The sequence below is a fragment of the uncultured Litoreibacter sp. genome (assembly GCF_947501785.1).
GTDB lineage: Bacteria > Pseudomonadota > Alphaproteobacteria > Rhodobacterales > Rhodobacteraceae > Litoreibacter.
Window position 1 is genome coordinate 1,623,766 of sequence record NZ_CANMXB010000001.1, and the last position, 18,710, is coordinate 1,642,475.

Genomic DNA, 18,710 nt, shown 5'->3' on the forward strand with positions numbered 1-18,710 from the left:
TTAGATCAGACAGTTAGTCGAATTCCCGCGCAACCATCGCGCGGTGAATTTCGCGACGAACCAGCTTTCGCACATTACGGGTGATACGTTCACCCATGGCGCCGGTAAGCTCTTGACGCACGATGTCGGCGACCATGTCGCGCAACATATCCTCGTCAATCACGCCCTCGTCCAATTCTGACAGGTCAATCGTTGGGCCGTCGTCGCTTAGATCGTCTTCCTCGTCGCTGTCGAACATGGTTGCGGGCTCTTCCTCTGTGTTGACTGCCTCCGCGATCTCGGCGGCCTCAACTTCTGAAACATCTGGCGCGGCGCGCACAAATGTGGCCATCTGCGGCGTATCGTTAGCCTCATCGCCCGCGTGTTCTGCGACGTCTTCCTCCGCGGCGACATCGACTGCCACATCTTCGGCTTCGGCTTCGCCTTCGTGCCACTGGTCCACGGCCTCTTCGGCTGTTGCGTCCTCGGGCGCCGCAAATTGGTGGATTTCGGCGCTGTCTACCTCGCCATTCTCTTCCTCGGTGATTTCATCCTCGACTTCGTCGGTCGCAGCGTCGAGCGTGTCTTCCTCAGCCTCCACCTCTTCCGGCGCAATGTCGGGCTTTTTGAAAACCCATGTCTCATCATCATCAGCGGCGGCGGCGATAGAGGCGTCTTCCTCCACCTCATCTTCGTAATAGTCTTCCGGCGGCTTCCCCGACCAGCTTGTCGGCTGCTGCTCTTCCTCGGCGGCGTTCTCAATGTCCTTGAAACTGGCCAAATGCAGGCGGCTTTCAGGCAGGTCCAGCTTGGTGACATCACCGGCAGTCGCCTCAGCCGCATCGTCCTCGGCCACCTCAGGCGCGTCATCCGTTTCGTCAGCATCGCCAAACGCGCCGGACACGGCTTTGCGCAGGCTGTCCAGCTCGGACACGGTGTTGGCGGGGACCGGGGGCTCAGGCTCTTTGATGCGCAGGGCAGAGGTCAGGATCAGCGCATCTTGCGCCTGTGCCTCAGGTTCGACCTGCGTCGTGTCATCGGTAAGCATCTCAGATTCACCCTCGGCCGGCGTAGCCTCAGCTTCATCATCCGCGGGGCCGTCCGCGCGCGCGTCTGAGGATGTTTCGGACACAAGGCGACGGATCGAAGACAAAACGTCTTCGACATCTCCAACATTGGCTACAGGGTCAGACATGCTCGTGCCTCCACACTTTTGGGCAAAGAATAACGTCTGGGCCCTGCCCTGACAACTCACGGATCAAATTGTCGCTACTTTTGATAGCGACCGAGGATACGATCGAGCTTGTCGCCCTGCTTGGTGCGACGTACCGGAGCGCCCTTGACGGCATCGAAATATTCGTTGGGATCGTATTGTTTTACAGGCAGTTTGAGGTCCGAGACCGTCAACAACCCCATGGACGACAAGAGCTGGTATGCGGCAGCGTAGACCTGTGTCTCGAACACCACGCGGTTGGTGCGGGCGTCAAACAGGGATTGCTCTGCATCTAGCACGTCGAGGGTGGTCCGGGCCCCAAGTTTAGCCTCCTCACGCACCCCGTTGAATGCCACCTGCGCGGCGCGGATTTGGCGCTCAGACGCCTGCAGCTGCGCATTGGCGACGGCCAGCGTCGACCAGCTGTCCGACACATTCTGGCGCACGATCAGCACCGCCTGATTGAGGTTGGACCGCGACGCATGCACCTGCGCGAGCGCCTTGCGTTCCAATGCCTTTAGCTGCCCGCCTTGGTAGATCGGCACCGTCATTTGCAGCCCGATGGACGAGTTGTTGTCATTGCGGCGGCTGTGCCCAGCATTGGCGGTCAGCCCAATGGTGGGCCGGATTGCGGCGCGGGCGCGCGCGGCGTTCAGTTCGTTGGCCCGTATCTCGTGCTGGGCCTGGTCGATGGAGGGGCTGTTACGCTCCCCCAGGGCGCGGGCATCGGCGACAGAGCCCGGCAGCGGCGGCAATGACGGGATCGCGCTCAGGTTCCCCGGGCGTTTGCCGACTGTGGCCACATAGAGTTCCTGCGAAATGGCCAAATTGCCTTGCGCCTGAGCAAGCGCGCCGCGGGCCTCAGCCAGCCGGGCCTCGGCCTGTGCCACATCCGTGCGGGTCACCTCACCCACGTCAAACCGATCCCGCGCGGCGCGCAGTTCCTGGGTAATCAGGCGCAGGTTGTTCTGGCGCAGCGACACCACGCGCGCGTCGCGCAGCACCCCCACATAAGCGTTGACCGCATTCAGCAGCACCTGCTGCTCGGCATTTACCAGCTGCGCACGGGTGGCGAGCACCGTCTCCTTGGCGGCCTCAACCCCCAGCTTGGTGCGCCCGGCATCATAGAGCAGCAGATCAAGGCCGACGCTGACCGTGGCCGAAAGATTGCCGCCGGCCGGGCCGGTGGCCTGATCGGCATGTCCAAACGTCGAGATGGCCGAGATTTGCGGCCGCAGGGCCGACAGCGCGACAGCCACGTCTTCATCGGTGGCGCGCAGCAAGGCACGGTTCTGCTCGAGCAGGTTGGAATTGAGATAGGCCGCCACCAACGCGTCTTGCAGGGTCTCGGACGAAGCGGCGGTCGGGGTGATAGCAAGCGTTGCAACTGTCGCGGCGGCACCAACCACCTTACGCCAAACTTTGGTTTTCATCACGCCTCGCAATCCTGCTTTAAAGGGAAAATGCCTTTTCGGCTTCAAATCCGGGAAGAACCGGTGCCCCTGCGTTAAACGCCAGCCGCCAGCTGACATTGCCATCAATTTTGTAGCCAATGCGGCACTCGCCCAACGCGCCTTTCGCGAAAACGGCCGCAATGCGGCCACCATCTTTGAGCTGGTCAGTCAGAGCAGCCGGTACCATTTCGACGGCGCCCTCAATCAAAATGGCGTCGTACGGCCCGTGTTTGGCAGCGCCTTCAGCGAGCGGTGCCTCGATCACCACGACGTTGTCGGCGCCCTGCTCAATCAACGCGGCCTCTGCGTCTTTGGCGAGGGTTTCGTCCTGCTCAACCGCTATCACGGCCTCCGCCATGCGCGACAGAACCGCCGCCGTGTAGCCAAGCCCTGCCCCGATGTTGAGCACCACGTCGGATTGCTCCACCTCCATCGCGTCCAGCATCTTGGCCAAGGTACGCGGCTCCAAGATGACACGGCCGGGTTGCAGCCCAATGTTTGCGTCCACATAAGCCACCTCGCGGCGCGCGGACGGTACATAGGCCTCCCGCCTCACCGTCAACATGGCGTCGATGATAGGAAATTTGGTCACGTCAGACGGGCGGACCTGAGTGTCCACCATCATGGTGCGGTTTGCGGCAAAGTCAGTCATACTAAACTCATCAGTCTAGTTTCGGTTATACTCGGTTTGCCACATAAAGAAAGGGGCGACAACAACCGATCAGCCGCTTTGCGCTCTTGCGCGGAAATTATGCCTAGGCTAGAGACATCCGGCACCATGTGAGGCGAGTTGGCGGAGTGGTGACGCAGCGGATTGCAAATCCGTGTACACCGGTTCGATTCCGGTACTCGCCTCCACTAAAAATCAATAGTCACATTGATCTCGTTGAACAAATTCACCCGCAACGCTGCGGATGCGCGCCATTGTTGCGGCCCACTCTACCGGCGTCTTGACCGCATCGACCCGAGCGAACGCGCCTGATTGCCCAGGCAGGCCAAAACCCATTGCATTCCAGATTTCTAATTTATTTTGACAAGGTGATCTGTCCTAGTGGGGTTTCGCGACTGATGGCGGCATCAGCCGGGGCGGTGTGTCGATCACCCGCAGCGGGGCTGCGGACGCTTATTCTAAACGTTCAGGGGCACAGAGGGGCCAGCAGCGATCAACGCCCACATGTGTCGTATCCTGAGATTCGCGCCGACCTCAACGGTCAATGAGGTCGAATTCGGATCCGCACCGGATGGGGGATCTGCCACTCATTGGTGCCCAACATCTGCGGGACCTGACTTCAGACTGTCAGCTGCTTTCAAATGAGGATGCCCGGTCGGCAACCCCCATCTTGACCATCGATACATATTGGAATAGCCCAAGCGCAGGCCGTAGACGCCTGCCTCTCGCTGACACTTGTCATGGTGAAGTTCTGCAACACATATCTACCTACCTCTTTCCGCATATCGCGCGGATGGTAATGCGGGTCCCATCTTATTCTGCGCGATCAGGCTAGAGAGATACGGGATATGGCTGTTACCCCCAGAAATACGTTTACCAACGGGCCCCTTGGGACCATTTACCTCAAAACCGCATTGCCGATCATTCTGGTGATGGGAATGAACGGGCTGTTGTCCGTCGCGGACGCGCTGTTTCTTGGCATTTACGTCGGTCCCGACGCATTGGCAGCCGTTACCTTGATGTTCCCGATCTATATGCTGATCGTGGCGCTTTCCACATTGGTGGCCAATGGCATGTCGAGCCTTCTCGCGCGGTCGCTCGGTGCCGCCGATATGGACGGAGCACGCGCCACATTTGCGGGCGCGCACGGTTTGGCCATTGCGTTGGGCGCTCTTTTGATCCTGTTGTTTGTCCTCATTGGGCAACCGGTTGCCCTGTTGGCAGCGGGAGGGACGGAATCACTGGCAGAGTTGGGCGTCGTCTATCTTCGGATCACGGTCTTTTTCTCACCACTGCTGTTCATGCTATCCGTCAACTCTGACGCCCTGCGCAACGAGGGGCGCGTCGGCTTCATGGCGGCGATGAGCCTTTTGGTCTCAATAGCAAACATCGCGTTCAACTTCGTCTTAATCGCTATGTTGGACATGGGCGTGGCCGGGTCTGCCTATGGCACCGCAGCGGCACAGGCGCTCGCCTTCCTGATCATTCTCGCATTTCGCTTCCGCGGCGAGACTTCCCTGCGACCCGCGACGCTGCTGTCCCATTCATTGAGCCGGAATTGGGGGGCAATCCTTGCATTGGGCGCACCTCAAAGCCTGGGCTTCATCGGGTTGGCGCTTGGATCGGCGGCGATTATCACAGCTTTGCAATGGGTTGGTCGGCCAGGTTATGCCGACACCATCACGGCCTATGGGATCATCACCCGCGTCATCACCTTTGCCTACCTGCCACTGCTGGGGCTATCCTTTGCCATGCAAACGATTGCGGGCAACAATTACGGCGCCTCGCTCTGGAGCAGGTCGGATGCCAGCTTGCGCATGGCGATATGGGGGGCATTTCTCTACTGCAGCATTGTGCAGATCGTTGTGATGAGCCTTCCCGCCCAAATCGCCAGCACCTTTGTCAACGATGTGGCAGTCATCGCCGAAGTGGCACGCATTTTGCCGCTGATGACCTGTGTGTTCTTCCTGATGGGGCCGTTGATGATGATTGCCGCCTATTTTCAGGCGATTGGGGCTGCCGGCAAAGCGGCCCTGTTGGGGTTGACCAAACCCTATGCCTTTGCAATCCCACTAACGTTTTTGCTGCCTGTTTGGCTTGGGGAGATCGGAATTTGGGCTGCCGGCCCCGTTGCCGAGGCAATGTTGGCCGGTCTGACGGGATTGGTGCTTTGGAAAACGGCGCGAAAATCGACCCTGCATTGGGGCCTGTTTCATGCTCAGAAAGGAGCCGCGTCATGAGCCCGCAACTTCCGACAGCAGCGCAAGCGAAAGACCAAGCCCGACAATTGCGCACCAAGGCTGGCAGGGACGGCGCGCCTTTGGGTCATGCCAAGTCCCTTGAGATCGTTGCCCATCGGCACGGCTTTCGCGATTGGAACACGATGTCCGCCGCAATTGCCAATGGTCCTCCCCACGGGTGGACTGTTGGCAGCAAGGTGAAAGGCAGGTTCCTATCCAAACCGTTCACGGCGCATGTTGTGTCTGTGGCCAACGTCAAGCCGCAATGGTTCCGCTTGGAGCTGCAGCTGGAAGAGGCAATTGACGTCGTTACCTCCGACGGCTTCTCTAACTTCCGGTCGCGCATCAGCGGCGTTGTCGGCCCCAAGGGCCATTCGATGGAGCGAACAAGCAACGGCCATGCCCAACTTGAGGTCGATCTTTGGTGAGGGCATCCCCGAAACGCTGATGTGCGATCCAACTGCAGGGCCCTGCTAAGCTGCCTATTGAATAAGCTCCGGCGCCCATTTGCGGATACGGGCCTCGCAGAGGGCTCCGGCGTGGCGGGTCAGCACCGTGAACTCGGCCTCGCTGAGCTTTTTGAGGTTGGTGCCGATGCTGGAGGCGAATTCAGAATCGCCCGGGTGAAGCTCCCCCTCCTTGCTGTCGATGGAGAACCAGACCGGGTGCGGGCCGGAACCGGCGGCATGCGCCAGGGCCATGCGTTGGAATTGCAGGCCGCGGACCTGTTCCATCAGGATGCCAATCGCCTCGATCAACACTTTTGAGCCGGACTGCGTGGGCGCATCATTGATCACGAACGGTTTGCCACCGTCGCTGACCAAAGCGTAGTCCAGCCGGTTGCGGTCCATCCGCATCAACGGATTGACCCCCAAATTGTCGTAGACGCCGCCGTCTGTCAGCGTGACAAATTCGGTCTCTTCATTCGGAAAATCGGTTTCAGATACCATAAGGGGCGGAAAGACCGGCGGGAAGGATGACGACGCAGCCACAGCATCGCTGATCTTCTGGTTGGACGCAGAGGATTGGCCCAGCTCGTGTTCTCCCATCTCCTCAGGCAGCCCGCCGCCCGCAACGTAGAAGAACATGTTGCCGGTCGAGAGATTGGTCGAATTGAGGTAGATGCGCGGCCCGTTGGCGAGGCTAGACATGGTGGCCCCTTGAAACAGGTGCTTATCGTAAGATGCGGCCAATGCGTCGAGCCGCGTGATGAACGGGTTCAGCGCGCCGCCAAGGAAAGAAGAGACCGCTATCGAGCGGGTCCGCACATAGGTTTCCAAGGAATCCAACACATTCGGGTTGCCCCAGTGGGAGGCCAGAAACGCCCCGGCGATGCTGCCGCCGCTGACGCAGGACAAGAGATCGACCTTGTCGAGCAGCCCCAGGTCCTGAAGCTTGCGGAAGGTGCCAAGGTGGAAGGCTGCTGCGCGGAACCCGCCGCCAGACAACGCCAACCCGATCCGCTTTTCTTCGCCATTGATGGTGATGCTCACTGTAATATCTCCTCGTCAAAATGATGCCCGTAAAATCAGGCAATGGGCAGCATGAGCGAGGTTGGAACCGGGTTAGAAATGAACCCCAACACCGCGCGGGCGCTACACGTTTTAATAAATCTTGTCGCAATAATGCCGGGCGAGCGTACCAAAACCCGGCTTGGCGAGCAAGAAAACCCGCCTTGGCCGCCGCTAGCTAGACTGCTCCGACGTCATTTCCTCAATCTCGAGGTCAGCCTCGGGCACGTTCAGGGTAGACCATGTGTCATCTTGCGGCGGCTCGGGCAGCGCGTCGCAGGCGCGGCGGTGGATGTTCACCTTGGCGATGAAATTGGCCGAGACCGGCGCGGTGACAAACAGGAAGGCCATGATCAAGAGCTCGTGCAGTGAGCCGTCCTGAAACGTGTAGGAATTGATTATCGACGCCATCAGGAACGCCCCCACCCCGACAGTGCCCGCTTTGGTTGGTGCGTGCAGCCGCGTCATGGAATCGTTCAGCTTCAACAGGCCAATCGCGGCCACCAACGTGAAGATGATGCCAATCAGCAGTGACAGCGCAATTGCGAAGATGCCAACGGTTTCCAAGCTCATTCGATGATGTCCCCCCGCAGCACGAACCGGGCGTAGGCCACGGTTGAGACGAACCCCAGCATGGCGATAATCAGCGCGGCCTCAAAGTAAATCTGGGTGCCCTGGTGGATGCCCAACAGCACGATCAGCGCTATCGCGTTGATGACCATGGTGTCGAGCGACAAAATGCGGTCACCGGTGCTTGGCCCAATCCACAATCGGATCATCGCCATGATCTGCGACCCCGCGACGATTATGAACGACGCAGACAGCGCCCAATTCATCAGATCTGTGGCTAGGGTCATTGGAAAATCTCCAGTAGGCGGCGTTCGTAGCGGTCCTTGATCTCGTCGCGTACGGCGTTTGCGTCCTCGGCATCAAGGGCGTGCACCAGCAGGCAATGACCCGCGTCAGAGAGGTCAGCCGACACAGTGCCCGGGGTCAGCGTGATGGTGCTGGCCAAAATGCTGATCGCCTCCGGCGAGCGCAGCTCCAGCGGGATGACCACCCATTTCGGTTGCATCTTGGAATTGGGCTTGGTCAGGACGATCCAAGCCACTTGCACATTGGCGACCAGAATGTCCCAGATTACCAGCACGCAGTAGCGCAGCATCGGCCAGGTGCGGAATGACTTGGGGCGGTCGGGCCACCAGCGCGCAGTAGCGATGGGAATGACGATTCCAAGGATGATCCCGAACACCACCATCCCGGCAGAGAGCGAGTTTTGCAGCAGGCTCCAGGTGATGGCCAGGAGCACGGTCAACGCAGGGTGCGGCAAGAGCCAGCGGACAGCTTTGGTGATCATGTCAGTGCTCCTCCTTCACGGCCTTGTCGCCCGACAGCTTGCCAGGCGTGTCCAGAACCGTCGAGATGTAGCCGTCTGGCGCGTATAGCTGGCCCGCGATTTCTGAGGTGTAGCGCGTCACAGGGCCTGCAAACACCGTGTGCGCAACCAGCAATGCAATGAGACCACCAACGGCAACATAGGACAAGACGGATGGCGCTTCGGGGCGACCGGCTTCCTCTTCACCGTCGTCGGAAACCTCTTTGGCAAGCCCTTCGGCCTTCCAGAACAGCACGCTGCCCGCGCGGGCGAAGCCAACCACGCTGACCAGGCTGGAGCCCAGCACCACCGCCCAGACCCACGCCATGTAGGGCGTATCAAAGCCAGCATCGAGGACCAGCAGCTTGCCGACAAAGCCCGACAGCGGCGGCAGGCCCGCCATGGCAATGGCCGCCACAAAGAACAGCCCCGCCGTCAGCGCGGCGCCCTCCATAGGGGCCTGTGCGGTGAGGTGCAGGTTGTTGCGGCGTCCCGTGCGGACAAGGTCCGAGATCAAGAACAACGCACCCGCGGCCAACGTAGAATGCACGATGTAGTATAGCGCCGCCGCCGTGGCCGTCGGTGTGAAAAGCGAGATTGCCACCATCACCATGCCCATTGACCCAATGACTGAGAACGCCACCAGACGGTCCAGCTTGCGCGCGGCCAACACGCCGACCATACCAATCGCCAGCGACACCAACGCGGCAGGCAATAGCCACCAACCGTGCAGGCCCGCGGTGACCTCCAATTCTGGCGAGAAGATCAGCGTATATACCCGGATGATCGCATAGGCGCCCACCTTGGTCATGATCGCAAAGAGTGCGGCCACCGGACCCGGTGCCTCGGCGTAACTGGAGGGCAGCCAAAAGTGCAGCGGCACCACGGCGGCCTTGATGGCGAAGACCATCAGCAGCAACACGGCGGCGATGCGAATGCCGACGGTATCGGACGCGTCGATCAGCTGCACCCGCTGCGCGAGGTCCGCCATATTGAGCGTGCCCGTCTCTGCGTAGATCGCGCCCAGCGCGAACAGGAACAGCGTTGAACCCAGAAGGTTGAACAGCACATATTGCACCCCTGCCCGCAGCCGCACCGTACCGCCTGCGTGGATCATCAACCCGTAAGACGCGATCAAAAGCACCTCGAAGAACACGAACAGGTTGAACAAATCCCCCGTCAGGAACGCGCCCATGATGCCCATCAACTGGAATTGGAACAAAGCATGGAAATGCCAACCCCGAGTGTCCCATTTTGACCCGATGGCATAGAGCAGAACAAACAGCGCCAGCACCGCTGTAAGCAGCGCCATCAGCGTGGACAGCCGATCGCCAACCAACACAATACCAAATGGCGCGGCCCAATCCCCCAGCTGATAGAGCGTGACCGTTCCATCAGAGGCCTGCGCGGCCAGCCCCGCGGCAATCGCGATGAGCGCCACGACGCCCGCAACGGAAATCACCCGCTGGATAACAATGTGATACCGCGCAGCCAGCACGATGAACGGAGCCATGAAGGCAGGCAGAACGACCAGAAGGATCAACCAATGCGTCATTGGGCGTCCTCCTCGGTGTCAAACTCCGGCTCGCCTTTGGGATCGTCGACACGGTCATCATCGGCCCCCAGATAAGCGCCCAGCGCGATCATCACGATGACAGCCGTCATCCCGAAAGAGATCACAATCGCCGTCAGCACCAGGGCCTGCGGCAACGGATCGGTGTATGTCGTGGCATCCGTCAGGATCGGCGGCGCACCGACCGTCAGACGACCCGACGCGAACAGAAACACGTTCACTGCGTAGGTCAGCAACGAGATGCCAAGAATCACCGGGAAGGTGCGCAGGCGCAGAACCAGATACAGGCCCCCGGCGGTGAGAATGCCAATGGCGGAAGCGACGAGAAATTCCATATTACGCCTCCGCCTCTTTCTTGGGGTCGTCGCGGGACGGGTCGATATCCATAGGGTGGTCGCTATCTTGTACATGCGCGCGGCGCGCGAGGCGGGAGAAGCTTTCAAGCGACAACATCACCGCGCCGACCACAGCAAGGAACACGCCAAGATCAAACAGCGCGGCTGTGGCCAGCTCGAACTTCTCAAACGGCGGGATGCGCACATAGGTGAAGTCAGACGTCAGGAACGGTTTGGTGAAAAACCACGACCCGATGCCGGTCAAACCGGCGATCAGCACACCCGACCCGATCACGCCGTGATAAGGGTAGCGCAGCCGCGCGGTGGTCCAGGCAAAGCCAGAGGCCATGTACTGCATCACCACAGCGATCGAGGCCACAAGGCCCGCGATGAAGCCGCCGCCCGGCTCGTTATGGCCCCGCAGGAAGATGTAGAAGGCCACCATCAGCACCACCGGCATGATGACGCGGGTCATCACCACCATCATCATCGGGTGCATGTTGCCCGCACGGGGTTGGTCGGGCTTGCGGTTCAGCAGGCGGGCGCGCACGGGTCCCGACAGCAGGGTTTCGGTCAGCGCGTAGATCAGCAGCGCGGCGATGCCCAGCACGATGATCTCGCCATAGGTATCAAAGCCCCGGAAGTCGACGAGGATCACGTTGACCACATTGGTCCCGCCCCCGCCTTTGTAGGAATTAGCGAGGTGGAACTCAGAGATGCTGGGCGCGACCGTGTCGCGCAGCAAGTAGTGATAGGACAAGACGGTTGCCGCCAGACCGCCCGCGACCGCCACGACAGTGTCTGATGTGCGGCGCAGCACGGTGCTTTCGACAGGCGTGCGGTTGGGCAGGAAGTTCAGCGCCAGCAGCAGCAAGATGATGGTCACCACCTCAACCGTCAGCTGGGTCATCGCCAGATCGGGCGCGCTGAAGAACACGAAGCCGACCGACACCATCAGACCAACGATGCCGATCAGGATCAGCGACAGCAGCCGGTTGCGATGCAGGAACACCAGCCCGCCCGTGGCCGCGACCAGCATCAGCCAGCCTGCGATTTGCACCGGATTGGCTGTTTGCGGTGTGCGGGTCGGCGCGCCGACGGTGCCGGTGACCCACGCATGATAGCCCATGGCCACCACGGTAATCGCCATGATCGCCGCGTAGCGCGAGAACGCCCCGTCATGCAGCGGCGCGATGATGCGGCGGGCGAGGCCTACTGCGAAGGCAATGATCGCCTCGAATATGGTCTTGGCCTCGGGGCGCGGGGCCGCGTCCCACAAGCGCAACGCGGGATTGAACACGGCCATCATCAGCAGGCCGCCAACGACCGCCGCAATGGACATGAACAACGCGGGCACCAACCCATGCCAGATCTTGAAATAGGCTTTGGGAACCTCTGCGGCCTCCCCGAGTACAGAGGCGGTGACCAGCTTGACGAATGGCTCAGCAAAGAACGGTGCGACGCCAATGACGACCACAAGGATCACCAGCAGCGACGGCGGACCCCATAGACCTACAGGAGGATCATGCGGCTTAGCGGGGTAGTCATCGCGGACCGGACCAAGGAAAGTGTGGCCGATCAGGCGGAAACAGTAGGCCGCCGAGAACAGCGAGCCAACGGTGGCCAGCACCGGCACCAGATAAGGGGAGTTGAAGAGGACCGTATGATTGGCCTCCTCCAGCATCATCTCTTTCGACAGGAAGCCATTGAGCAGCGGGATACCCGCCATCGACAGTGCCGCCAGCGTCGCAATGGTGAAGGTGATCGGCATCAGGTGGCGCAGCCCGCCCAAGCGGCGGATGTCGCGGGTATGGGTCTCGTGGTCGATGATGCCAGCCGACATAAAAAGCGCGGCCTTGAAGGTTGCGTGGTTGAGGATGTGGAACATCGCGGCCATGGCCCCGAATGCGGTGCCAGTGCCCAGCAGCATCGTGATCAGGCCCAGGTGGCTGACGGTCGAGAACGCCAGCAGCGCCTTCAGGTCATGCTTGAACAGCGCGATCACCGCACCCAGCACCATGGTCACCAGACCGGCGGTGGTCACGATCACAAACCATTCCGGCGTGCCGGACAGCACCGGCCACATGCGGGCCATCAGGAAGATACCGGCTTTGACCATGGTGGCGGAGTGCAGATAGGCCGATACAGGTGTCGGTGCAGCCATGGCGTGCGGCAACCAGAAGTGGAACGGGAACTGCGCCGATTTGGTGAAGCAACCCATCAGGATCAGGATCAACGCGGGCAAGTAAAGCGGGTCGGCCTGGATCAATTCGCGATTTTGCAGGATGACGCTCAGATCATAGCTGCCCGCGATCTGGCCCAAGATCAGCATGCCCCCAATCATGGCCAGTCCGCCCATGCCGGTTACGGTCAACGCCATGCGCGCGCCTTGGCGGCCTTCGGGCAGGTGCTTCCAATAGCCGATCAGCAGGAAGGAAGACAGCGAGGTCAGCTCCCAAAACACCAGCAAAAGCAGGATGTTGTCCGACAGCACAATCCCCACCATCGCGCCTTGGAACAGCAGCAGATAGGTGAAGAACTCGCCCATATTGTCCTCGCGGGCGAGGTAGTAGCGGGCGTAGGTGATGATCAGCAGCCCGATCCCGAGGATCAACGCGGCAAAGAAGAAGCCCAAGCCATCCAGCATCAGCGTGAAATTCATGCCCAGCATCGGGATCCAATCGATCCGCGCCGTGACCAGCTCGCCCGCCAGAACGGCTGGCAGATTGGTCAGGAGCCCGATCAGAGCGGCAAGGCTGATGGTGAAGGTCACGCCCGCGCAGGCCGCGCGGCCAGCGGAATTCATCAGACCAGGAAGCAATGCACCAAGGAAGGGCAACGCAACGATAAGGAAGAGGGACACGCGAACTCCTGATCAATGGTCTGAAACGGGTTTCCCCGTTTTGTGGTAAAATTGGCTGAACCTCAAGTGTAAGTGGTTCTGCTTGCGCAGAAATCAACTGCGGTAACCCGCCCTACCCGCACAGACCAAGCATGCCGCGGCCGCGCATCGCATCCCTTGCTGCGGCTCAGCCGCCAAGTTGCCAGGACGGCGTCTTGTCGCGTCAGCCTCTCTGCTTGGTTTGTGCAGCCTAGATGACGGCCTTTTCAACGAATTTGGTGCCGCTTTCGATCCGGTGGAAGCCAAACGGTGTCAGGTCGATGCTGCGGTATTCGCCATATGCGATCCACTCTGCCACGCCCCGGCCCATAGCAGGCGACTGCTGCAGCCCGTGGCCAGAGAAGCCGTTGACGAAAACGAAGTTTTCAACCTGCGTGTGCGGCCCGATTACCGCATTCTGGTCGAACGTGTTGAACGCGTAATGCCCCACCCATGAGTTGATCACCTTCACCGTCTCAAAGGCAGGCACCCGGGTGGCCACGATGGGCCAGACCTTGTCCTGCCAGATGGCGTGATCCTCGTAGAAATCCTCGTAATCCACCGCCGGATCCTCATCAGGAGGGCATCCAGCCAGATAGTATTTGCCGTCGCTGCGCATATGCACGCCTGAGGGGTCAATCGTTAGCGGCAGGTCGCGGTCCAGCGGGGTTTCGGCGTCAAAGATGAACGTATAGCGGCGGCGCGGCTCAATCGGCACTTCGATCCCGGCCATGCGCGAAGTCAGCACTGCCCGCGGTCCCGAACAGTTGGCGACCGTGCCGCAGGCAACGGTCTCTCCCAAGGCGAGCGTCACGTTTTCGACACGGGTCCCAGCCGCGTTGCGGGTCATCGAGACCACTTCATTATGGATGTATTCCACCCCCTGCGCGCGCGCCTTGCGCTTCCACCAATCGAAGATGGTGCCGCCGTCGAAATAACCTTCGTTGATCAGATTATGGTTGCCGCCAATGATGTCGTCGAGCTGGTAGAACGGGTAGTCCGCCGCGATCTCGTCGCGGGTCATGTATTTGGTCCCTGCCCCGAGACTTTGCTGGATGCGTTGCAACTCCTGAAGCGTCTCTGCGAATTCGGGCGTATCGGCCAAATACATGTAGCCATAGTTCTGCAGCAAGATGTGAGGGGCATCATCATCAGCCATGAAGTCCTTAAAGTTATTGATGAATTCGGCCCCAAACTGCGAAATTTGGATATTCACCTTGTTCGAAAACTGCTGCCGAATGCAGCTGTTGGTGTGCCCCGTGGACGAAAATTCGTAGCTCGGGTCACGCTCCACGACCAGAATGGAGCCGTCAAAATCGGGGGTGCGCGACAGCCACCACGCGACGGAAGACCCGTACATTGCGCCACCGACGATCACCACGTCGTAGCTTGATTTTGATGGTGTCTGCATGTCGTCCTCCGTCGTGTCCGAAAGAGACCTGACTAGATGCAGCGCCCGCCGTCAACCTCCATGCAAACGCCGGTGACCATAGACGCCTCGTCCGAGCACAAATAGCACGCGGCGTTGCCCATATCCTCAGGCGTGGAGAAGCGACCAATGGGGATGGTGGAAATAAACTTGGCGCGGACCTCCGGTGTGTCCTCGCCCATGAATGATTTCAAGAGCGGCGTCTCTCCCGCCACCGGGTTGATCGCGTTCACCCGCACGCCGTCAGGCGCCAGTTCCACCGCCATGGCCTTGGTCGCGGTGATCATCCACCCTTTGGAGGCGTTGTACCAATTCAGCCGCGGACGCGGGCTGACCCCGGCCGTGGAGGCGACATTCAAGATCGCGCCCGACCCTTGCGCCTTCATCAGCGGGACCACGTGTTTGGCGGTCAAATAGACCGACTTGCAGTTCACCGCGAAGACCTTGTCGAAATCATCTTCGCCAATCTCTTCCATCGCGGCAGGCAAATGGGTGGTGCCGGCGTTGTTGATCAGGATATCGATGCGGCCGAACCGGTCCAGCGTGGCCTGCACCATGTTTTGCACATCTGTGTCGCTGGCCACATTGGTTTGCACGGCCTCCGCTCCCAAATCAGCTGCCGCTTCGATGTTGAGGTCGGCGACCATGACACGCGCGCCCTCAGCCAAAAACTTGCGGGTGATCCCCGCACCGAAACCCGACGCCCCGCCGGTCACGATCGCTATTTTTCCGTCAAGCCTCATGCGTTCACCTGTTTGGACAGCCACCATGTGGTGCCGTCATCGGTTTGGACACCGCCGCGACGGTCCCCGTGTTCGTCGTTTTTCATCTGCTGCACCAGCGTCGCACCCAGTTCAACAGCGCGATCCAACGTGGCGTCCGGGTCAGGCATGTACAAATGCAGATGCGCAGGCGGCCCATCGGCCTGTCCGATCATCAGCACACTGTCCCCGATCCGGGTCTCCGCATGCATGATGCTGCCATCGTTACGGTGAAAGACCCGCAGCGTTGTCGCCCCAAAGGCAGCAATGGCAAAATCCAGAACCGCCTGCGCATCTGACACGATCAGATAGGGCGATAAATCGTTATATCCGTCCGGTTTGTACGTCATCAGACCTCCTTCATCCGTGCAGCGCTGCGACGGTTTTCAAGCTTGAAAACCCATAAAGCGCCTCGAACCCCTTTTCGCGGCCATGGCCTGACAGCCCGGTGCCGCCAAAGGGCAGCTCCACCCCGCCACCCGCGCCATAATTGTTGAGGAAGACCTGCCCCGCCCGCAGAGCCTTGGCCAGCCGCATCTGCCGCGCGCCATTCCCCGTCCAGACCGAGGCCACGAGACCGTATTGGGTGCCATTGGCAATCTGGAGCGCCTCCTCTTCCGTCTCGAATGGGATGATCACCTGAACCGGGCCGAAAATCTCGTCCTGGGCGAGCGTGTGGTCGGGGCTGACGCCTTCAAACAAGGTTGGCGCGACGTAAGCGCCGCCTTCCGGCGCACCATCCACCACGGCGCCTTGTGCCGCCACTTTCAAATCTGAGCCCCGTTTCAGGAAGCTCTCCACGATGTCCTTCTGGCGGTTGGAGACCAGCGGACCCACGTCAAAATCATCCATGGCGGGACCTGCACGCAGCGCGCTGTAGCGCTGCACCATCTTGGTCAACACCTGATCGTACACGCCGCGCTGCACCAGAATGCGCGACGAGGCCGAGCAGGTCTGGCCCGCATTCTGTATCCCGGCATTAACCAAAAACGGCAAGGCTGCGTCGATATCAGCGTCGTCGAAGACCAATTGCGGGGACTTGCCGCCAAGTTCCAGCGTTACCGGCACGACATTTGCACCCGCCGATTGCTGGATCAGCTTGCCGACGCCGACCGAGCCGGTGAAGGACATGTGGTGGATACCCTCATGTCCGCTCAAGGCGGCCCCCGCTTCCGCCCCCAATCCAGGCACAACATTGAGCGCGCCGGCCGGCAGGCCTGCCTGCGCCATCAGTTCGGCAAAATACAAAGCGGTCAGGCAGGCTTCCTCCGCCGGTTTCAAAACGCAGGCGTTGCCCATCGCCAAGGCCGCACCCACGGATCGCCCGATGATCTGCATCGGGTAGTTCCAAGGCACGATATGGCCCGTCACCCCATGCGGCTGACGCAAGGTGTAGACGGTATAGCCGTCGAGATACGGAATGGTGGCCCCGTGTATTTTGTCAGCGGCGCCTGCATAGAATTCCATGTAGCGCGCCAAGGCGACCACATCGGCGCGGGCCTGCTTCAGGGGTTTGCCCACGTCTTTGGCCTCAAGCTCTGCCAGCTGGTCAATATGGCCCAGCACCAGCTGGCCCGTTTTGTATAGAATACGGCTGCGTTCTACAGCTGTGGACCGGCCCCAATCGCCACGCATCGCGGTTTCGGCCGCCGCGACCGCGCGGTCGACATCTTCCACCCCGCCCTTCGCAATATTGCACAAATGCGAGCCGTCCGAGGGGTTGATCAATTCCAGCGTGTCGCCCGCCACCGGATCACACCACACCCCGCTAATGAAGCATTGCGCGGGGTTCAGGCCGTTTAGGGAGATGGACATGGGGCGCGCTCCGGTTGGTCTCGGCTTTAGTTACCGTAAGCGATTGCCGGCAGCCATGTCACCAGCCACGGGAACTCGAAGACTATGAACAACCCAAAGAGCTGCAGCAGCACGAACGGGATCACGCCTTTGTAAATGTGCCCCAGTGTGACGCCCGGCGGGCACACGCCGCGCAGGTAGAACAGCGAGAACCCCACCGGCGGGGTGAGGAAGGACGTCTGCAACGTCACCGCGACCAGAATTGCGAACCAGACCACGGATGGGTTGTCCACCACGCCGTATCCGTCGACCGGGATATCCAGGCCGATCACCACCGGCAGCATCAGCGGCATGATGATCAACGTGATCTCGATCCAGTCCAGCAGGAAGCCCAGCAGGAAGATGATGAACAGGATGAACACCACCACCATGTTCTTGTTGTCAAACGAGCCCAGCACCAGGTTCTTGATGATCTCGTCGCCGCCATAGAGGCGCAGCACATAGGCGAAAAAGTTGGCCGCAATGAAAATACCCACGATGTAGCCCGAGGTGTTCATCGTCTGGCGCATCACGTCCTTGAACACTTTGCCGTTCAGCCGGCGGTTCGTCAGCGCCAGCGTCAACGCGCCCAGCGCGCCAAGGCCCGACGCCTCGGTAGGCGTGGCGTAGCCAAAGAAAATCGAACCCAGCACCAACAGGATCAGGAACATCGGTGGGATGACCGAGATCAGCACGTCCAAGACGATTTTCATCGTTACCGGCTCGCGGTTTTCGGGCAGCGGCATCGCCTTTGGGTTCAGCAGCCCCCAGACAACGATGAACACGATATAGAGCCCGCCCAACAGCAAACCGGGGAACAGCGCGCCCATGAACAAATCACCCAAGCTGATCGCCAGCTGGTCGGACATGATCACCAGCATGATCGACGGCGGGATCAGGATGCCCAACGTGCCCGAGGCGGCGATGGTACCGGTGGCGATGGTTTTGGAATAATCCTGCTTCATCATCGTGGGTAGCCCCATGACGCCCAGCAGTACGACCGACGCCCCGACGACGCCGGTAGAGGCCGCCAGAATGATGCCAATCAGCATGACCGACAGGGCGAGCCCGCCGCGCAACGCGCCAAAGAGCACCTGCATGGATTGCATCATCCGCTGCGCCACGCCAGACTGGTCCAGCATCAAGCCCATATAGATGAACATGGGCAGCGCCACCAAAACCGGGTTCTGGATCACGCCTCCGAAGAAACGGCCCGCATTGGCGAACATCTTGCGGTATTCGATGCGGGTTTCGTCGTATTCGATGTAGTTCTGGATGGCGTCGGCGGCGGGGTCCAGGACGAACTGAGCCAGCACGATGAAGACCAGCGACACACCGACCAACGCATAGGCCACCGGAATGCCACGAAACAGCATCACGATGAAGACGATGAACATCAACAGAACCATCCATTGGTTCAGGTCCATGAACGAAATAAGCGAAAGCAGTTGCATGT

Annotated in this window: 17 protein-coding genes and 1 tRNA gene; 3 read left to right on the plus strand and 15 right to left on the minus strand. The window is 60.2% G+C overall.

What is annotated here, in order from left to right:
- Window positions 1-13 precede the first annotated feature (13 nt).
- The 3 genes from Q0899_RS08095 to Q0899_RS08105 all read right to left on the minus strand — a co-directional run bounded on the left by Q0899_RS08095 (window position 14) and on the right by Q0899_RS08105 (window position 3,298).
- Window positions 14-1,174, minus strand: a complete 1,161-nt coding sequence (locus tag Q0899_RS08095; RefSeq protein ID WP_299192058.1) for a hypothetical protein — start codon at window positions 1,172-1,174, stop codon at window positions 14-16.
- Window positions 1,175-1,248: 74 nt separating this feature from the next.
- On the minus strand, window positions 1,249-2,625 hold the full coding sequence (locus Q0899_RS08100) for a TolC family outer membrane protein (protein ID WP_298296717.1): 1,377 nt from the start codon (window positions 2,623-2,625) through the stop codon (window positions 1,249-1,251).
- Window positions 2,626-2,644: 19 nt separating this feature from the next.
- The gene (locus Q0899_RS08105) at window positions 2,645-3,298 is read right to left on the minus strand and encodes a protein-L-isoaspartate O-methyltransferase (protein WP_298296714.1); all 654 of its coding nucleotides are present in this window, start codon (window positions 3,296-3,298) and stop codon (window positions 2,645-2,647) included.
- A 132-nt stretch (window positions 3,299-3,430) separates the two neighbouring features.
- Between Q0899_RS08105 and Q0899_RS08110 the strand changes: the two genes are divergently transcribed.
- The 3 genes from Q0899_RS08110 (at window position 3,431) to Q0899_RS08120 (ending at window position 5,984) form a co-directional block, all read left to right on the plus strand.
- A tRNA-Cys gene (locus Q0899_RS08110) sits at window positions 3,431-3,504 on the plus strand.
- A gap of 660 nt (window positions 3,505-4,164) precedes the next feature.
- Window positions 4,165-5,556 carry an MATE family efflux transporter gene (locus Q0899_RS08115; RefSeq protein ID WP_299192061.1) on the plus strand — a complete coding sequence of 464 codons (1,392 nt, stop codon included), beginning with the start codon at window positions 4,165-4,167 and terminating at the stop codon, window positions 5,554-5,556.
- Window positions 5,553-5,984, plus strand: a complete 432-nt coding sequence (locus Q0899_RS08120) for a glyoxalase superfamily protein (protein WP_299192063.1) — start codon at window positions 5,553-5,555, stop codon at window positions 5,982-5,984. The genes Q0899_RS08115 and Q0899_RS08120 overlap by 4 nt, the downstream gene beginning before the upstream one ends.
- A 54-nt stretch (window positions 5,985-6,038) precedes the next feature.
- On the opposite strand, the gene Q0899_RS08125 is transcribed toward Q0899_RS08120, so the two are convergent.
- From Q0899_RS08125 to Q0899_RS08180, 12 genes are all read right to left on the minus strand, one after another.
- Window positions 6,039-7,049 (minus strand): patatin-like phospholipase family protein, encoded by a 1,011-nt coding sequence (locus Q0899_RS08125; protein WP_298296592.1) that lies wholly within the window; start codon window positions 7,047-7,049, stop codon window positions 6,039-6,041.
- 192 nt (window positions 7,050-7,241) lie between these two features.
- Window positions 7,242-7,640, minus strand: coding sequence for a monovalent cation/H(+) antiporter subunit G (mnhG, locus tag Q0899_RS08130; RefSeq protein ID WP_298296589.1), 399 nt, complete (start codon window positions 7,638-7,640; stop codon window positions 7,242-7,244).
- Window positions 7,637-7,924: a K+/H+ antiporter subunit F gene (locus Q0899_RS08135; protein ID WP_298296586.1), complete on the minus strand. Its 288-nt coding sequence runs from the start codon at window positions 7,922-7,924 to the stop codon at window positions 7,637-7,639. Before Q0899_RS08135 ends, mnhG begins: the two co-directional genes overlap by 4 nt.
- A complete protein-coding gene (locus Q0899_RS08140) occupies window positions 7,921-8,421 on the minus strand; it encodes a Na+/H+ antiporter subunit E (RefSeq protein ID WP_298297754.1) in 501 nt (166 codons plus the stop codon). The genes Q0899_RS08135 and Q0899_RS08140 overlap by 4 nt, the downstream gene beginning before the upstream one ends.
- A gap of 4 nt (window positions 8,422-8,425) precedes the next feature.
- On the minus strand, window positions 8,426-9,997 hold the full coding sequence (locus tag Q0899_RS08145) for a monovalent cation/H+ antiporter subunit D (RefSeq protein WP_299192066.1): 1,572 nt from the start codon (window positions 9,995-9,997) through the stop codon (window positions 8,426-8,428).
- Window positions 9,994-10,350, minus strand: a complete 357-nt coding sequence (locus Q0899_RS08150; RefSeq protein ID WP_298296580.1) for a Na+/H+ antiporter subunit C — start codon at window positions 10,348-10,350, stop codon at window positions 9,994-9,996. Before Q0899_RS08150 ends, Q0899_RS08145 begins: the two co-directional genes overlap by 4 nt.
- 1 nt (window position 10,351) lies before the next feature.
- Window positions 10,352-13,213: a monovalent cation/H+ antiporter subunit A gene (locus Q0899_RS08155; protein WP_299192068.1), complete on the minus strand. Its 2,862-nt coding sequence runs from the start codon at window positions 13,211-13,213 to the stop codon at window positions 10,352-10,354.
- A gap of 229 nt (window positions 13,214-13,442) precedes the next feature.
- Window positions 13,443-14,642, minus strand: coding sequence for an FAD-binding oxidoreductase (locus Q0899_RS08160; protein WP_299192070.1), 1,200 nt, complete (start codon window positions 14,640-14,642; stop codon window positions 13,443-13,445).
- Between the two features lie 32 nt (window positions 14,643-14,674).
- Window positions 14,675-15,403, minus strand: a complete 729-nt coding sequence (locus tag Q0899_RS08165; RefSeq protein ID WP_299192072.1) for an SDR family oxidoreductase — start codon at window positions 15,401-15,403, stop codon at window positions 14,675-14,677.
- On the minus strand, window positions 15,400-15,771 hold the full coding sequence (locus tag Q0899_RS08170; RefSeq protein ID WP_299192074.1) for a VOC family protein: 372 nt from the start codon (window positions 15,769-15,771) through the stop codon (window positions 15,400-15,402). The genes Q0899_RS08165 and Q0899_RS08170 overlap by 4 nt, the downstream gene beginning before the upstream one ends.
- 10 nt (window positions 15,772-15,781) lie before the next feature.
- Entirely contained in the window at window positions 15,782-17,236 is a 1,455-nt protein-coding gene (locus Q0899_RS08175) for an aldehyde dehydrogenase family protein (RefSeq protein WP_299192076.1), read from the minus strand.
- A gap of 26 nt (window positions 17,237-17,262) precedes the next feature.
- Complete coding sequence (locus tag Q0899_RS08180; protein ID WP_299192078.1) at window positions 17,263-18,708, minus strand: TRAP transporter large permease subunit; 1,446 nt, start codon at window positions 18,706-18,708, stop codon at window positions 17,263-17,265.
- Window positions 18,709-18,710 lie beyond the last annotated feature (2 nt).

Excerpts from the sequence above, each read along its gene's own strand:
- Q0899_RS08105 (WP_298296714.1), bottom strand. The coding sequence starts at position 3,298 with ATGACTGACTTTGCCGCAAACCGCACCATGATGGTGGACACTCAGGTC.
- Q0899_RS08150 (WP_298296580.1), bottom strand. The coding sequence starts at position 10,350 with ATGGAATTTCTCGTCGCTTCCGCCATTGGCATTCTCACCGCCGGGGGC.
- Q0899_RS08095 (WP_299192058.1), bottom strand. The coding sequence starts at position 1,174 with ATGTCTGACCCTGTAGCCAATGTTGGAGATGTCGAAGACGTTTTGTCT.
- Q0899_RS08175 (WP_299192076.1), bottom strand. The coding sequence starts at position 17,236 with ATGTCCATCTCCCTAAACGGCCTGAACCCCGCGCAATGCTTCATTAGC.
- Q0899_RS08170 (WP_299192074.1), bottom strand. The coding sequence starts at position 15,771 with ATGACGTACAAACCGGACGGATATAACGATTTATCGCCCTATCTGATC.
- Q0899_RS08100 (WP_298296717.1), bottom strand. The coding sequence starts at position 2,625 with ATGAAAACCAAAGTTTGGCGTAAGGTGGTTGGTGCCGCCGCGACAGTT.
- mnhG (WP_298296589.1), bottom strand. The coding sequence starts at position 7,640 with ATGAGCTTGGAAACCGTTGGCATCTTCGCAATTGCGCTGTCACTGCTG.
- Q0899_RS08120 (WP_299192063.1), top strand. The coding sequence starts at position 5,553 with ATGAGCCCGCAACTTCCGACAGCAGCGCAAGCGAAAGACCAAGCCCGA.
- Q0899_RS08165 (WP_299192072.1), bottom strand. The coding sequence starts at position 15,403 with ATGAGGCTTGACGGAAAAATAGCGATCGTGACCGGCGGGGCGTCGGGT.
- Q0899_RS08115 (WP_299192061.1), top strand. The coding sequence starts at position 4,165 with ATGGCTGTTACCCCCAGAAATACGTTTACCAACGGGCCCCTTGGGACC.
- Q0899_RS08160 (WP_299192070.1), bottom strand. The coding sequence starts at position 14,642 with ATGCAGACACCATCAAAATCAAGCTACGACGTGGTGATCGTCGGTGGC.
- Q0899_RS08180 (WP_299192078.1), bottom strand. The coding sequence starts at position 18,708 with ATGCAACTGCTTTCGCTTATTTCGTTCATGGACCTGAACCAATGGATG.
- Q0899_RS08135 (WP_298296586.1), bottom strand. The coding sequence starts at position 7,924 with ATGACCCTAGCCACAGATCTGATGAATTGGGCGCTGTCTGCGTCGTTC.
- Q0899_RS08145 (WP_299192066.1), bottom strand. The coding sequence starts at position 9,997 with ATGACGCATTGGTTGATCCTTCTGGTCGTTCTGCCTGCCTTCATGGCT.